Origin of the sequence: Qipengyuania sp., assembly GCF_042095715.1 — a bacterium.
Classification (GTDB): Bacteria; Pseudomonadota; Alphaproteobacteria; order Sphingomonadales; family Sphingomonadaceae; genus Qipengyuania.
Genome location: NZ_JBELMO010000077.1, coordinates 1 through 13783, shown reverse-complemented (window position 1 = coordinate 13783; position 13783 = coordinate 1). Strand labels below are relative to the sequence as shown.

Below are 13783 nucleotides of genomic sequence, written 5' to 3'. Positions count from 1 at the left end.
GATATCATACAGCTTGAGGTCGAGGAATATCGGCAGGCCGAGGCCGGAAAGCATGTGCACGCCGTGCGCCCCGTGCGCGCAGAAGAATTCGAGACCCAGCTTGATGCCGCCGATATGCGCCTTGACCCGGTCGGCCAGCTCCTTGGCTTCGCGCAGTTGCGGCAGGTCCAGCGCGAGATAGATCGGGTTGCTCACGCGGGCGTATCCTCGCGGCCGAGCGGGTGGGTGCGCGGGTCCACAGCGCTTTGGACTGGGGTCGGGGCCGGGCCTTGCGGGCTCTGGGCGGCGTTGCGGGAAACCGCGCTTTCCAGCGCACCAATCCGCCGCTTCAGCCGCCATTTTACCCCGCGATGAAGCAGCCAGGTGGGCACGAGGCCGAGCAGGAAGGCGATGATGACCAGCGCGGGTATCTTGGTTTCCAGCACCAGATTGGTCCAGATCTGCACTTCCACCGGCTTCCAGTTGAAAGCGGTGAAAACCAGCAGCGCGGCCAGGATAAGGACCCAGAAGATCATTCTGACGAATTGCATGGGTGCGGTTCTCCCCCGTCTATCCCCAAAATCATCCACAAGCGGTGGAACCGGCGATTGGTAGGCCGCCAGCGCCCGCCCGTCTAGCCCACCGGCGTTCCGAATACCCGTTCGAAGATCGTATCGACGTGCTTGTAATGATAACCGAGGTCGAACTTGTCCTCGAGTTGCGCTTCGCTGAGCTTGTCGGTCACCTCGGCATCGGCCTTCAACAGGTCGAGAAGCTGGAGTTTGCCGTCCGATTCCCACACCCGCATCGCATTGCGCTGGACCGCGGCATAGGCATCTTCACGGCTCATGCCTGCTTGAGTGAGCGCCAGCAGAACCCGCTGCGAATGGATCAGCCCGCCCATACGGTCCATGTTGGACTGCATCCGCTCGGGATACACCAGCAGCTTGTCGACGACCCCGGTCAACCGCGCCAGCGCGAAGTCGAGCGTGATCGTGGCATCGGGGCCGATATAGCGTTCAACGGAAGAATGGCTGATGTCGCGTTCATGCCAGAGCGCCACGTTTTCCAGCGCCGGCATGGCATAGGCGCGCACCATGCGGGCCAGGCCGGTAAGGTTTTCGGTCAGCACGGGGTTGCGCTTGTGCGGCATGGCGCTGGAGCCCTTCTGCCCGGGCGAGAAATATTCCTCCGCTTCCAGCACCTCGGTTCGCTGAAGATGGCGCACTTCGACAGACAGCCGCTCGATCGAGCCTGCGATCACCGCCAGCGTGGCGAAATACATGGCGTGGCGATCGCGCGGGATCACCTGTGTGCTGACCGGCTCAACGGTGAGCCCCAGCTTTTCCGCGACATATTCCTCCACCAGCGGATCAATATTGGCGAAGGTGCCGACTGCGCCGGAGATCGCGCAGGTGGCAATTTCTGCGCGGGCATTGCGCAGACGTGCGCGGCAGCGATCGAATTCGGCATAGGCCTGCGCCAGCTTCAGCCCGAAGGTAACCGGCTCGGCATGGATGCCGTGGCTCCGGCCGATGGTGGGCGTGTATTTATGCTCCTCCGCACGGCGGGCCAGCGCGGCGCACAGCCCGTCTAGCCCATCGAGGAGGATGTTGCTGGCCCGGGCGAGCTGGACCGACAGCGTGGTGTCGAGCACATCGGAACTGGTCATACCCTGGTGCATGAAGCGCGCCTGTTCGCCGACCTGTTCGGCCACCCAGGTAAGGAACGCGATCACATCGTGCTTGGTCACCGCCTCGATGGCGTCGATCGCTTCGACATCGATGGCGGGGTTGGTTTCCCACCAGTCCCACAGCGCCTTGGCGGCGGATTGCGGGACCACGCCAAGATCGGCGAGCTTCTGCGTCGCGTGTGCCTCGATCTCGAACCAGATGCGGAATTTCGCCTCCGGCTCCCACAGGGCGGTCATCTGCGGGCGGGCGTAGCGGGGGACCATGTCGTGCTCCGGTTGATGGTGTGCCGCGCCCCGCTAGGCAGGCGGGCTGGGTAAGGCAAGGGCAGGGTGGCGATCAGCCTGGAAAGGCGATGGTGGTCTCGCCGGTGGTGGCACCGGACCCATCGAAGCGTCGTTCGGCGATGAAACCGTGGCCGTCGCGGTGGATCGCGCAGATGGTCGAACAGCGCGTGCCATAGACCGGGTCGAGGATGAAAGGTGGGCTTTCCGCCACTGTCTCTGGAGACAAACGGGAAGGGTTTGGTTGCATGCCGGGTAGCGAACGCCGGGCCAGTGCGTCGAAGAGCGGCGCGATGTCGCCCTCGCCGTTCTCCACCCAGTCACGCAGGCGTGCGATGAGAAAGTCCGATGTTCGCCAGCGTTCGTCGAGCGGCCCGTTCGAAAGCGCGTGGTATCCGCTGTTCTCCTCGCGCGAATGGAAGCGGGGCCGGTTGCTGGCGATCTGTATACCGCCCGCATCGGCGGTGATGAGATTGAAAGGGTTGTAGCGATGCGCTTGCGGTTGCGGTTGCGTTTCACCGGTCAGACAATCGGCCACCAGTAACCCGCGCGACCTTGGCGTGCCCGGCTCCCGGTCGGGGCTGCGAAGATTGGTGACCAGCGCAAAGCGCCAGGCCGGCGTGCCCGCATGGCCGATGCCGAGCCAGGTCCCGCCCGATTCGCAGTCCTGCCCGGCAATGATCGGGCTATCGTTCCACCGATGGAGCGCCAATGCCGGGCGCGCGTGCATCTCGTCGCGGTTGCCAATGGCCACCAGCTGCCACTCCGGGTGCATGTTCCAGGCCAGGGCGGCAACGCACATGGGCGCTCAGATCAGCCCCTTGGCGCGCAGGCTGACATGGCCGGTTCCGCCGATGATGACATGGTCGTGGACCACGATGCCCATGTGTCTTCCGGCTTCGGCGATACGATTGGTGATGGCGATGTCGGCGCGGCTGGGTTCGGCGGTGCCACTGGGATGATTGTGGACAAGTATGATCGCGGTCGCCCCGATGTCCAGCCCCTTGCGGATCACCTCGCGCGGATAGATCGCGCCCTCGTCCACGGTCCCCTCATGGACCAGGTGATCGAGGATGAGCTGGTTTCGGGTGTTGAGATAAAGCACGCGCACCCGTTCGTGGTTGAGGTTCGCCATGTCGATGGTGAGATAATCGAGCAGTGCCTGCCAGCTCGACAGCACCGGCTGTCCGGATATCTTGCCGCGCGCCATCCGCCGGGCGGCAAGTCCCACGCTCTTGAGCGCGGCGGCGCCCGCCTCGCCTACGCCCTTGACCTCCTGCACTGCCGCAGGGTCCGCGTCCAGCACGGCCGCAAAGCTGCCGAACCGTGCGATCAGCGCCTTGGCGACCGGTTTGGTATCGCCCTGCCTGACCCCGGCGAACAACAGGAATTCCAGCAGTTCGTAGTCAGCCAACGAATCTGGGCCGCCGGTCAGCAGACGCTGGCGAAGCCGGGCGCGGTGGCCCGCCCCGGCATGCTTCGGGCCAGGTTCATCTCCGGCGGGCAACCTTATCTCCTCATACGCGTTATCGCACATTCGCATTGCCTTCGGGAACAACGGCAAGCAAGCGGGGATGGATGAACCGGGCCGATACCGAAGACTTGCCGGATAGCGAGACCGACGCCCCACCGCGGCGCCGGCGCTGGCGGCGCAAGCGCGTTCTGGTGCCCAGCACCGTTGCGATGTTTCTGTTGGTCGGCCTGGGCGCGGCGTGGATCGAGCGGGAGCGGATCGCGACGAACATCGTGGACGATCAACTCGCTGCCCTGGATCTGCCCGCGACCTACGAGGTCGAGCGGATTGCAGGCAGCCGGCAAGTGCTGCGCGATGTGGTGGTCGGCGATCCGGCCTCTCCCGATCTCACGATAGACCGGGTGGAGGTTTCGCTGCGCTATCGGCTGGGCACTCCCGAGATCGGCAAGGTCACGCTGGTCAATCCGCGCCTGTTCGGGCGGATGGTGGATGGCCGGATGAGCTTCGGGACGCTCGACAAGGTAATTTATCGGGACAGTGCGGAGCCTGCCGGCCTGCCGGAGATCGACCTCACTGTACACGATGGCCGCGCGCTGATGCACACGCCCTATGGCGCGGTCGGCGCCAAGGTCGAGGGTGCGGGGCTCCTGTCGGACGGATTCGAGGGAACGCTGGCCTTGGCGGCGCCACGTCTTTCGATGGATGGTTGTACCATGATCGATGCCAGCGTGTTCGGCGAAATCGCGACTGCCGGGGGCAGGCCAGCTTTCGACGGGCCGATCCGCTTCGCATCGGCGCAATGCCCCGCCAGCGGGCTGGCTCTGGGCGACACCGATATTCAGTTCGAAGGGCGGAGCGACTCTGCGTTCGCCGATCTTTCGGGCCGGGCCATCATCGCTGCGGGCCCGCTTCGCTATGCCGACTATCGCGCGAGCGGCGCCGAGGCCACGCTGCGCGCCAACTGGAAGAATGGCCTGCTGGACTTGCGCCATACCATCGCCGCAAGGGGGCTGGTATCACCACAGGTCTCCGGCGCGCTGATGACGGTGGAGGGAACCCTGCGGGCCACCGATGGGCTTGCCCGGCTGGAAACGCGCAACCGCATCGAGGGGAACGGATTGCGCCCGGGCATTGCATTCGGGCGTTCGCTGGCGAAGCTCGAGCAGGTCGGCGCCGGGACCTTCGTCGCACCCCTGGCTCAGCGGTTCGCGGGGGCGCTCGCCCGCGAAGCGCGGGGCAGCGCCGTATCGGCCGACGTCGTCCTGCGTCGCAGTGGCGGACGCACCACGGTTCTCGTCCCCCAAGGTGAACTGCGCGGCGGGAGCGGAGAACGCATCATAGCGCTCTCCCGCGTCGAAAGCACGCTGAGCGGCGAAGGACCCGCGCGCCTCGCCGGCAATATCGCGATCAGGGGCAGGGATATGCCCCGCATCACCGGCCGGATGGAGCGAGGGAGCGCGAGCTCCACCGTATTCCGCCTTTCGATGGCACCCTACGCCGCAGGCGAGTCGCAGCTCGCCATCCCGCAATTAAGCGTCGCGCAATCGTCTGGCGGAGCGATCGGATTTGCCGGGCGCATGATCGCCAGCGGTCCGCTGCCTGGCGGCTATGCGCAAGATCTGACCGTCCCCCTCTCCGGGCGATGGACGCCCGGCGGGGGCGTGGCGATGTGGCGGGGATGCATCGATGTCGGCTTCGAACGGCTTGCGATCTCGAACCTCGCATTCGAGCGGCGTGGCCTCCGGCTATGCCCGCCGCGGGGCCGCGCCATCGTCCAGAATGGGCCGGGCGGACTCAGCATCGCTGCGGGAGCGCCGTCGCTGGACCTCGCTGGAATGCTCGGTGAAACGCCGATTCGCATTGCCAGTGGCCCGGTCGGCTTCGCCTATCCCGGTGCGATGAGCGCCCGCGATCTCGCGATTTCGCTGGGGCCGATAGAAACGGCCAGCAGCTTCGAGATTGCTAATCTCGTCGCGCGGCTGGGCGGAGACGCCTTGGAAGGAGATTTCGCGGGAGCCGATATTCGCCTCAATGCTGTTCCGCTTGATCTGCGCGATGCCCAGGGGAACTGGCGTTTCGCCGATGGCGCGCTTCTCATAAGCGATGGCGATTTCCGCCTCGTGGACCGTCAGGCGCAGCCGCGTTTCGAACCCCTGATTGCAGAAGCGGGCACGCTGACGCTGCGCGAAAATCTGATTACCGCCGATGCCCTACTGCGCAATCCCGCGGCACGGCGCGTGGTCACCGGCGTTTCGCTCCAGCACGATCTTTCTCGAGGTCGGGGCTTTGCCGATCTCGCTATTCCCGGCCTGATGTTCGACGCGGCGCTGCAGCCGGATCAGCTTTCGCGGCTGGCGCGCGGGGTCATCGCCAATGCGGACGGCATCATCACGGGCACCGGCCGAATCGACTGGAACGGCTCCAAGATCACCAGCACGGGGCGTTTTTCCTCGGACGATCTCGATTTTGCTGCCGCCTTCGGGCCGGTGAAGGGAGCCAGCGGCACCGTCGTCTTCTCCGACCTTCTGGGATTGACGACCGCGCCGGGCCAGACCTTGCGCGTGGCCTCGGTCAACCCTGGTATCGAGGTGACCGATGGCGAATTCACCTTCCAGCTTCGCGGAGGCAAGATGCTCGCGGTGGAGGGTGGAAACTGGCCATTCATGGGAGGCCGCCTCATCCTGAAAAGCGTCGATCTCAACTTCGGCGTTTCGGAAGCGCGGCGGTATGTTTTCGACATCGTCGGTCTGGATGCCGCGCAGTTCGTGGCGCGGTTCGAACTGCCCAACATCGCGGCCACCGGCACCTTCGACGGGACGGTGCCGATCATTTTCGACCAGAACGGCAACGGACGCGTGGAAGGAGGGCAACTCGTCTCCAGAGCGCCGGGCGGTAATGTGAGCTATGTGGGAGACCTCAGTTACAAGGACCTTTCCACCATGGCCAACTTCGCCTTCGATGCCCTTCGCAGCCTCGATTATTCGCAGATGCGGATCGGCATGAGCGGTTCGCTGACGGGTGAGATCGTCACCAAGGTGGATATCGACGGCGTGAAGCAGGGCGATGGCGCCAAGCGAAACATCATCACTCGGGCATTGGCCGGGCTGCCGATCCAGTTTCGCATCAACGTGCGCGCGCCGTTCTATCAGCTCATCAGCAGCTTCAAGTCTCTGCGCGATCCCGCAGCGGTCCGCGACCCGCGCGAACTTGGCCTGCTGTCCGATGACGGCACCCGCTTCCTGAAATCTGCGGTGCGCGGCGAAGATCTGCCTGCCGATGTCGAGCCAGACGACATCATTCCCGATGAATCCCCCGTTCAGAACTAGGAAAGCGAGGACCAGCTATGTCCATCTTGAATGACCCGAGGTCCGCCTTTCTTCCGCTCGCGCTGCTCCCCGCCGTCATCCTGGCGGGCTGCGTGACGGTGGAGGCGCCGGACAAGCCGATCGTGATCGAGCTCAATGTCAATATCCGCCAGGAAGTGATATACCGGCTGGCGGCCGACGCGAAGAACACCGTCGAGGAAAATCAGGATATATTTTGAAGGCTATGCACATGCTTACCAAGACCAAGCTGATCGCAGCCGCCGCTGCTCTCGCAACCCTCGCCACGCCCGCGCTGGCGCAGCGCGACCCCGCCTATGCCGCCGCACGGCAGAGCGGGCAGGTGGGCGAGAAGATCGATGGCTATCTCGGCATCGTGGGCGCCAGCACTCCCGCGCTTCAGGCGATCGTGAACGACATCAATATCAAGCGCCGCGCGGTCTATGCCGAGAAGGCCAAGGCCGCCAACGCCACGCTGGACGAATATGCACTCACCGCGGGCTGCCAGGCGATACTGGCCACTTCGCCCGGCGAAAAGTACCAGGCACCCGACGGTAGCTGGCAAACCCGAGGCTCCGGCGCCCCGCAGCGCGACGCACGCTGCCCCTGAGCGCGCGCTGCCGACCGCCCGCTGCGGTTGACTTGCCTGTGACCCCCGCCTAAGGGGTCCGCGCCCTCGGCGGGCACCTCTAGCGCGTGCCGCGCGTTTCCCTTTCTTCGGAGGCCGGCATGAGTGAAGAGAAGCCCGCACGGGAACCCATCGGTGAAGATGCGCGAATCGACGCGCTCGAGGAGCGGCTGAGAGCCGCACGCGAGCGGGAAGAGCAACGCAACCGGCCGAAGGTGCACGGTGCCGATGCGAATTATCGCAGCGGCAACCGCGTGCTCGCCGATTTGCTTGGCGGGGTTCTTGGCGGCTTGGTGCTCGGCTGGCTGGTTGACTGGTTCGCCGATACTTCGCCCTGGGGTCTGCTGGTGGGCCTGTTCCTCGGAATAGTGGTCGCCTTCAGGAATATCATCCGCTCCGCAAATCAGCGGCCGGAGAGTGCGGCAACCCCGCGCGATCCGTTGTAAACCGCCTTAAGGACCAGGGATTTTTCGCAACGTGGCAGCCGAAGCCAAGGTCGACCCGATGCACCAGTTCACGATCGAGCCGCTTGCCGGCACGGCGAACTGGGAACTTGCGGGCTACAACATCGCCTTCACCAATTCCGCCCTGTGGATGCTGATTACCACGGTGGTGCTGTTCGCCTTCGTGGCGGGCGGCATGAAGGGGCAGCTCGTCCCCGGGCGCTGGCAGATGATCGTCGAAACCTTCACCGGCTTCATCGACGACATGCTGGAAGCGAATATCGGCAAGGCGGGGCGCAAGTACGTGCCCTATGTCTTCAGCCTGTTCATGTTCATCCTGTTCGCCAACCTGCTCGGCTTGTTGCCGCTGGGTGTGGTGGGGCTGCATCCCTTTACCTTCACCAGTCATTTCACCGTGACCGGCATTCTGGCGGTGATCTCTTTCTCGATCGTTCTGATCGTCGGGTTCTGGAAGCACGGCCTTCATTTCTTCAGCCTGTTCGTCCCGCACGGTACGCCCCTGCCGATGATCCCGATCATCTTCCCGATCGAGCTGATCTCGTTCATGGTGCGTCCGTTCAGCCTGGGCCTGCGACTGTTCGTTGCTATGATGGCCGGCCACGTTCTGCTGGAAGTGCTGTCCAGCTTCGTCATCGACGGGACCAACGCCGGGGCGGGCTTCGGCCTGCTGGTCGGATTGCCCAGCTTCCTGCTGATGATCGGCATCTGCGCGCTCGAATTGCTCGTTGCCGCCATTCAGGCCTATGTCTTCGCGCTGTTGACTGCACTGTATATCAACGACGCCGAGAATCTTCACTAAGTTCGTTTAACACACTACTGTATTTCAAAGGAGTTTCGTCATGGATATGGAAGCAGCCAAGCTCATCGGTGCTGGTCTCGCCGCGATCGGCGCCGGTATGGCCGCGATCGGCGTGGGTAACGTCTTCGGTTCGTTTCTCGAAAGCGCGCTGCGCAACCCCGGCGCCGCCGACGGCCAGCAGGGCCGCCTGTTCATCGGCTTCGCCGCTGCCGAGCTTCTCGGCCTGCTGGCGTTCGTCGTTGCGATGATCCTCATCTTCGTCGCCTGAACAAGACTGGCCTGCCGGTTCCGCATCATCGGAGCCGGCACGCCGAGACCGTGAGCGCGCGATGCCCCAGATAGCCCAACTTGCCGAAACCTTCTCCAGCCAGATTTTCTGGTTGCTGGTATTCTTCGGCATTACCTTCTTCGTCATCGGCCGGGGCATGGTCCCGCGCGTGATGGCAACAGTGGAGGCGCGCGATTCGCAGATCGCCGCCGATCTCGCCGCCGCGCAGGCCGCGCGTGACGAGGCTGACCAGCAGGAAGAAGCCTGGCGCACGCGGGAGAACGAGAACCGGGCTGCCGCGCAGGCGGTGCTGGCCAAGGCCAAGGCGGATGCCGCGGCCAAGACGGAACAGCGCCTCGCGAAGGCTCAGACCAAGATCGACACGCGTCTGGCGGAGGCGGAGACGCGCATCGCCGCGGCGCGTGACGAGGCGCTGGGCGAACTGGAAACGGTCGCCACCGAGGCGGCGCAAGACATCGTCGAACGTCTCGCCGGGGTAAAGGTGACCAAGCCCACTGCCAAGAAAGCCGTCAAGGAGGCGCTGGTCCATGGCTAACGCGACCCCTGCCGTTATCGCTACCACTCCCGCCGAGGCTGCCTATACCGAGAGCGGACATGGCGGCGCACCGGTGCATTCCGAGCCCGAACTGTTCGGCATGGCACCGTTCCAGGTCGTGGCGCTGTCCATGCTGGTGCTCATCGTGATCATGCTGTGGAAACGCGTTCCCAGCTCGATCGGGAAGGGTATCGACAGCCGGATCGCAGCTATCAAGGAACAGCTCGACGAGGCCAAGGCGCTGCGTGCCGAGGCCGAGACACTGCGGGGCGAATATGAAGCAAAGATAGCCGGCGCCGAGAAGGATGCCGTCGCGATGCTCGCCAACGCGCAGACCGAGGCCGACGACATCCTGGCCAAGGCGGAAGCCGACGGCAAGGCGATGGTCGCCCGCCGCGAGCGCATGGCCGAAGACAAGATCGCTGCGGCCGAGCGTGAAGCGGTCGAGAGCGTGCGCAACCGTGCGGTGAGCGCCGCGACCGCAGCGAGCCGGAAACTCATCGCCGAAAAGCACGGCGAGGACGAGGATCGAGCGCTGGCCGACAAGGTGATCGCAGGCCTCTAGGCTTTACCAAATTCGAGAAGATGAGGGGCGGTCCAATGGGCCGCCCTTTTTCGCACTGGGCCGCTGCTCACGGCATCAACACGATTTTGCCCACGATATCGCCGCGCTGCATGGCAATGAATGCGTCGCGCCAGTCTTTCAGCGGCAAAACGCGGTCGACATGTGGAGTGATCCTCCCTTCGCCGACGAGCCGGTCCAAGGCCTCCGCGATGCGTGATCCGCGCTCGGGGAAGCGGCGTGCGTACTCACCCGCGCGCACGCCCACGACTGAGAACCCCTTGATCAGTGGGATGTTCACCGCGATCTCCGGGATACGGCCGGAGACGAAGCCGACCACCAGCAGCTTGCCCCCGAAGGCGACGCAGCGTGTGCTTTCGTCGAACACATCCCCTCCCACCGGATCGAAGACCAGATCGCACAACTTTCCTTCGGTAAGCTCGGTCACGTCCTTACGAAAGCGACCGCTGTTTAGGATGACCGCGTCGGGCTTTGCGATCTGCTCAAGCGCCGCCAGCTTGTCCTCGCGGTGCGAGGCGGCAATGACCTTCGCTCCCAACGCCTTCGCGAGATCGCAGGCTGCCAGTCCAACGCCGCCACTTGCCCCGTGGACGAGCACGGTTTGCCCCTCTGTGAGCCCACCAAGCTCAACAAGCGCGACATAGGCGGTATGGTAGGCCCCGCCCATGGCGGCCGCCGAGGGAAAGTCGAGGCCGTGGGGAATTGCACGCAAGGACCGCTCCGGCAGAGCGATATAGTCCGCGAACGCGCCGGTCTTGGCACCGCCCATGACCCGGTCGCCGACAGCAAAGGAACTACCGGGGGGTGCCTCCGCCACCTCACCCGCCATCTCGAGCCCTGAGACGAAGGGCAGTTCGGGTTTGAACTGATAGGCGCCCTTAGTCATCAGAAGGTCGGGATAATTGAGCGAGGCAGCGCGGATCTTCACCAGCACCTGCCCCTTTTCGGGAACCGGTGGAGGCAATTCGGCCAGCCCCACGCCCGATAGATCGGGCGACAGCGAACGGACCAGCACCGCTCGCATCGGGTTCAGAAATCGTCCTTGGCGGCTCGGAGCGCGGCGAACGTCTCGGGCGCGGTCTGTCCACCCCAGCGCTGCTTCATGTCGGCGCTGTCTGCGCGCAGAAAGGGGTTGGTTTCGAGTTCGCGGGCGAGGGTGGTGGGCACCGTGGGCTCGCCCCGGTCGCGCTTGTCCGCAATTCCGCGGGCATAGTCGGCGAGCGCGGCATTGTCGGGGTCCGCATGGCGCGCAAACCGGGCGTTGGCTGCGGTGTATTCGTGCGCGCAATAGAGTGCGGTTTCAGGAGGAAGGGCCTTGATCCGTGACAGACTATCCCAAAACTGCTGCGGCTCGCCTTCGAACATTCGGCCACAGCCCAATGCAAACACGCTGTCGCCGACGAAGGCGATGCCTGCCTCGGGAAGGTGGTAGGCGATATGGCCGTTCGTATGCCCGGACACGTCGATCACTTCGGCCTTCCATTCGCCCAGCATCACCGTGTCTCCATGGGTAACGACCGTGTCGATGGGGCCGATCCGCTCGACCTCGCTGGGAGCAATGATCTGGGCGCCGGTCGCTTCCACGATGGCCGCATTGCCGCCCGCGTGATCGGGGTGCCAGTGGGTGTTCCATATGGCCGTGATCCGCCAGCCCTTCGCTTCCGCCTGCTTGAGATATTCGGCGCCGTCCGGCGTATCGATCGCAGCGGTTTCGCCGCTGTCGGGATCGTGGAGGAGGAAGCCGTAATTGTCGGAGAGGCAGGGGAACTGGTGGATCTGGAGCATGGGCGCAACGTAAAGGACCGGGCCCGAATAGGAAAGGCCCGCCTCCCGGGATGGGGGGCGGGCCTTTTCTCTTACGTAATCGGGTCGCCCCAGCGGTCGCTTCGCAACCGGTCGGGGCCTTCCCCAAAATCAGGCGATTATTCGCCCTTCTTCTTGAGCGCTTCGCCGAGAATGTCGCCCAGCGAGGCGCCGCTGTCGGACGAACCGAACTGCTGCACCGCTTCCTTTTCCTCGGCGATCTGACGCGCCTTGATGGAGAAGTTGGGCTTCTTGGACCGATCGAAGCCGGTAACCATGGCGTCGATCTTCTGGCCGACCTGGAAACGGTCTGGACGCTGTTCGTCGCGGTCGCGGCCGAGGTCGCTGCGCTTGATGAAGCCGGTCGCGCCGTCGTCGCCGACCTGCACTTCCAGACCGCCGTCGCGCACTTCGAGCACGGTCACGGTGACCACGTCGTTGCGCTTGAGGCCGCTGGCCGAGGCAGCGCCGTCCGCGGTGGGGGCGCCCTTCTCGAGCTGCTTCATGCCGAGGCTGATCCGCTCCTTCTCGATGTCGACGTCGAGCACGATGGCTTCGACCTCTTCACCCTTGCGGTGCAGCGCCAGCGCGTCCTCGCCCGAGATGCCCCATGCGATGTCCGACATGTGGACCATCCCGTCCACGTCGCCGGGCAGGCCGATGAACAGGCCGAACTCGGTCGCGTTCTTGACTTCGCCGGTGACCTTGGCGCCCACGGGATGCGCTTCCGCGAACTCTTCCCACGGATTGCGCTGGGCCTGCTTGAGGCCGAGCGAAATGCGGCGCTTCTCGCTGTCGACCTCCAGAACCATCACTTCGACTTCCTGAGAGGTCGAAACGATCTTGCCCGGATGGACGTTCTTCTTGGTCCAGCTCATCTCCGAAACGTGGACCAGGCCTTCGATGCCCGGCTCGATTTCGACGAACGCACCGTATTCGGTGATGTTGGTCACCTGGCCCGACAGCTTCATGCCGATGGGATACTTGGCGGCGACGCCGTCCCACGGATCGCTTTCGAGCTGCTTCATGCCCAGGCTGATGCGCTGGGTTTCCTCGTTGATGCGGATGATCTGCACGGTCACGGTCTGGCCGATCTCGATCACCTCGCTCGGGTGGTTGACCCGCTTGTAGCTCATGTCGGTGACATGCAGCAGGCCGTCGATGCCGCCCAGGTCCACGAAGGCGCCGTAGTCGGTGATGTTCTTGACCACGCCGTCGATCACCTGGCCTTCGGCCAGCTTGTCGATCAGCTCGCTGCGCTGTTCGGCGCGGGTCTCTTCCAGAACGGCGCGACGCGACACGACGATATTGCCGCGGCGGCGGTCCATCTTCAGAATCTGGAAGGGCTGGGCCATGTCCATCAGCGGGCCGACGTCACGCACCGGGCGGATGTCGACCTGGCTGCCGGGCAGGAAGGCCACGGCGCCGTCGAGGTCGACGGTGAAGCCGCCCTTGACGCGGCCGAAGATACGGCCTTCGACGCGCTTGCCTTCGCCGAATTCGTTTTCGAGCTTGTCCCAAGCGGCTTCGCGGCGGGCGCGATCGCGGCTGAGCATGGCTTCGCCGTCGGCGTTCTCGACGCGGTCGACGAACACTTCGACCTCGTCACCCACGCTGGGGGCGACATCGTCTTCGCCGCGCTGGAATTCCTTGATGTCGATACGGCCTTCGCTCTTGAGGCCTACGTCGACGACCACATTGCCGTTTTCGACTGCGGTCACGGTGCCTTTAACGACACGGCCTTCGAAGCCGCCGTCGGCCGCACCGCCGAGCTGTTCGTTGAGAAGCGCTTCGAAATCGTCGCGCGTCGGGTTGGCTGCAGTTGCCATAAAGTCAGGGTTTCCTGTCTGTTTTTTGCTACCGGCCACCGGTTCTACCGGGGTCTTTACCCGTCTCCCGCACCATTGCGGGGCGAACGGGGCAAGAGGGCC

Annotated in this window: 16 protein-coding genes; 8 read left to right on the top strand and 8 right to left on the bottom strand. The window is 64.5% G+C overall.

Annotation, left to right across the window (positions count from 1 at the left end; translation table 11 throughout):
- From ACFDTG_RS14300 to radC, 5 genes are all read right to left on the bottom strand, one after another.
- Window positions 1–195: orotidine 5'-phosphate decarboxylase / HUMPS family protein (locus tag ACFDTG_RS14300; protein WP_375291684.1), on the bottom strand; the 195-nt coding region annotated here is incomplete at its 3' end.
- Complete coding sequence (locus tag ACFDTG_RS14295; RefSeq protein ID WP_375291683.1) at window positions 192–530, bottom strand: DUF1049 domain-containing protein; 339 nt, start codon at window positions 528–530, stop codon at window positions 192–194. The genes ACFDTG_RS14300 and ACFDTG_RS14295, both read right to left, overlap by 4 nt.
- Window positions 531–613: 83 nt before the next feature.
- Window positions 614–1936: an adenylosuccinate lyase gene (gene purB / locus ACFDTG_RS14290; protein WP_375291682.1), complete on the bottom strand. Its 1323-nt coding sequence runs from the start codon at window positions 1934–1936 to the stop codon at window positions 614–616.
- 73 nt (window positions 1937–2009) lie between these two features.
- Window positions 2010–2756, bottom strand: a complete 747-nt coding sequence (locus ACFDTG_RS14285) for an NRDE family protein (protein WP_375291681.1) — start codon at window positions 2754–2756, stop codon at window positions 2010–2012.
- Between the two features lie 6 nt (window positions 2757–2762).
- A complete protein-coding gene (radC, locus tag ACFDTG_RS14280) occupies window positions 2763–3491 on the bottom strand; it encodes a DNA repair protein RadC (RefSeq protein ID WP_375291680.1) in 729 nt (242 codons plus the stop codon).
- A gap of 41 nt (window positions 3492–3532) precedes the next feature.
- Here radC and ACFDTG_RS14275 point away from each other — a divergent pair, with 41 nt between their 5' ends.
- The 8 genes from ACFDTG_RS14275 (at window position 3533) to ACFDTG_RS14240 (ending at window position 10031) form a co-directional block, all read left to right on the top strand.
- Entirely contained in the window at window positions 3533–6754 is a 3222-nt protein-coding gene (locus ACFDTG_RS14275; RefSeq protein ID WP_375291679.1) for a YdbH domain-containing protein, read from the top strand.
- Between the two features lie 17 nt (window positions 6755–6771).
- The gene (locus tag ACFDTG_RS14270) at window positions 6772–6972 is read left to right on the top strand and encodes a YnbE family lipoprotein (RefSeq protein WP_375291678.1); all 201 of its coding nucleotides are present in this window, start codon (window positions 6772–6774) and stop codon (window positions 6970–6972) included.
- Window positions 6973–6983: 11 nt separating this feature from the next.
- The gene (locus ACFDTG_RS14265) at window positions 6984–7361 is read left to right on the top strand and encodes a YdbL family protein (protein ID WP_375291677.1); all 378 of its coding nucleotides are present in this window, start codon (window positions 6984–6986) and stop codon (window positions 7359–7361) included.
- A 119-nt stretch (window positions 7362–7480) separates the two neighbouring features.
- Complete coding sequence (locus ACFDTG_RS14260) at window positions 7481–7825, top strand: AtpZ/AtpI family protein (RefSeq protein WP_375291676.1); 345 nt, start codon at window positions 7481–7483, stop codon at window positions 7823–7825.
- Between the two features lie 31 nt (window positions 7826–7856).
- Complete coding sequence (locus ACFDTG_RS14255; protein WP_375291675.1) at window positions 7857–8642, top strand: F0F1 ATP synthase subunit A; 786 nt, start codon at window positions 7857–7859, stop codon at window positions 8640–8642.
- 40 nt (window positions 8643–8682) lie between these two features.
- Window positions 8683–8910 (top strand): F0F1 ATP synthase subunit C, encoded by a 228-nt coding sequence (locus tag ACFDTG_RS14250; RefSeq protein WP_057884388.1) that lies wholly within the window; start codon window positions 8683–8685, stop codon window positions 8908–8910.
- A 61-nt stretch (window positions 8911–8971) separates the two neighbouring features.
- Complete coding sequence (locus ACFDTG_RS14245; protein WP_375291674.1) at window positions 8972–9466, top strand: ATPase; 495 nt, start codon at window positions 8972–8974, stop codon at window positions 9464–9466.
- Complete coding sequence (locus ACFDTG_RS14240; RefSeq protein WP_375291673.1) at window positions 9459–10031, top strand: hypothetical protein; 573 nt, start codon at window positions 9459–9461, stop codon at window positions 10029–10031. Before ACFDTG_RS14245 ends, ACFDTG_RS14240 begins: the two co-directional genes overlap by 8 nt.
- A gap of 67 nt (window positions 10032–10098) precedes the next feature.
- On the opposite strand, the gene ACFDTG_RS14235 is transcribed toward ACFDTG_RS14240, so the two are convergent.
- From ACFDTG_RS14235 to rpsA, 3 genes are all read right to left on the bottom strand, one after another.
- Complete coding sequence (locus ACFDTG_RS14235; protein ID WP_375291672.1) at window positions 10099–11073, bottom strand: NADPH:quinone oxidoreductase family protein; 975 nt, start codon at window positions 11071–11073, stop codon at window positions 10099–10101.
- Between the two features lie 5 nt (window positions 11074–11078).
- Window positions 11079–11834, bottom strand: coding sequence for a hydroxyacylglutathione hydrolase (gene gloB, locus ACFDTG_RS14230; protein ID WP_375291671.1), 756 nt, complete (start codon window positions 11832–11834; stop codon window positions 11079–11081).
- A 137-nt stretch (window positions 11835–11971) separates the two neighbouring features.
- On the bottom strand, window positions 11972–13681 hold the full coding sequence (gene rpsA, locus ACFDTG_RS14225) for a 30S ribosomal protein S1 (RefSeq protein WP_375291670.1): 1710 nt from the start codon (window positions 13679–13681) through the stop codon (window positions 11972–11974).
- Between the last annotated feature and the right edge of the window lie 102 nt (window positions 13682–13783).

Excerpts from the sequence above, each read along its gene's own strand:
- ACFDTG_RS14295 (WP_375291683.1), bottom strand. The coding sequence starts at position 530 with ATGCAATTCGTCAGAATGATCTTCTGGGTCCTTATCCTGGCCGCGCTG.
- purB (WP_375291682.1), bottom strand. The coding sequence starts at position 1,936 with ATGGTCCCCCGCTACGCCCGCCCGCAGATGACCGCCCTGTGGGAGCCG.
- ACFDTG_RS14285 (WP_375291681.1), bottom strand. The coding sequence starts at position 2,756 with ATGTGCGTTGCCGCCCTGGCCTGGAACATGCACCCGGAGTGGCAGCTG.
- radC (WP_375291680.1), bottom strand. The coding sequence starts at position 3,491 with ATGTGCGATAACGCGTATGAGGAGATAAGGTTGCCCGCCGGAGATGAA.
- ACFDTG_RS14275 (WP_375291679.1), top strand. The coding sequence starts at position 3,533 with ATGAACCGGGCCGATACCGAAGACTTGCCGGATAGCGAGACCGACGCC.
- ACFDTG_RS14270 (WP_375291678.1), top strand. The coding sequence starts at position 6,772 with ATGTCCATCTTGAATGACCCGAGGTCCGCCTTTCTTCCGCTCGCGCTG.
- ACFDTG_RS14265 (WP_375291677.1), top strand. The coding sequence starts at position 6,984 with ATGCTTACCAAGACCAAGCTGATCGCAGCCGCCGCTGCTCTCGCAACC.
- ACFDTG_RS14260 (WP_375291676.1), top strand. The coding sequence starts at position 7,481 with ATGAGTGAAGAGAAGCCCGCACGGGAACCCATCGGTGAAGATGCGCGA.
- ACFDTG_RS14250 (WP_057884388.1), top strand. The coding sequence starts at position 8,683 with ATGGATATGGAAGCAGCCAAGCTCATCGGTGCTGGTCTCGCCGCGATC.
- ACFDTG_RS14245 (WP_375291674.1), top strand. The coding sequence starts at position 8,972 with ATGCCCCAGATAGCCCAACTTGCCGAAACCTTCTCCAGCCAGATTTTC.
- ACFDTG_RS14240 (WP_375291673.1), top strand. The coding sequence starts at position 9,459 with ATGGCTAACGCGACCCCTGCCGTTATCGCTACCACTCCCGCCGAGGCT.
- ACFDTG_RS14235 (WP_375291672.1), bottom strand. The coding sequence starts at position 11,073 with ATGCGAGCGGTGCTGGTCCGTTCGCTGTCGCCCGATCTATCGGGCGTG.
- gloB (WP_375291671.1), bottom strand. The coding sequence starts at position 11,834 with ATGCTCCAGATCCACCAGTTCCCCTGCCTCTCCGACAATTACGGCTTC.
- rpsA (WP_375291670.1), bottom strand. The coding sequence starts at position 13,681 with ATGGCAACTGCAGCCAACCCGACGCGCGACGATTTCGAAGCGCTTCTC.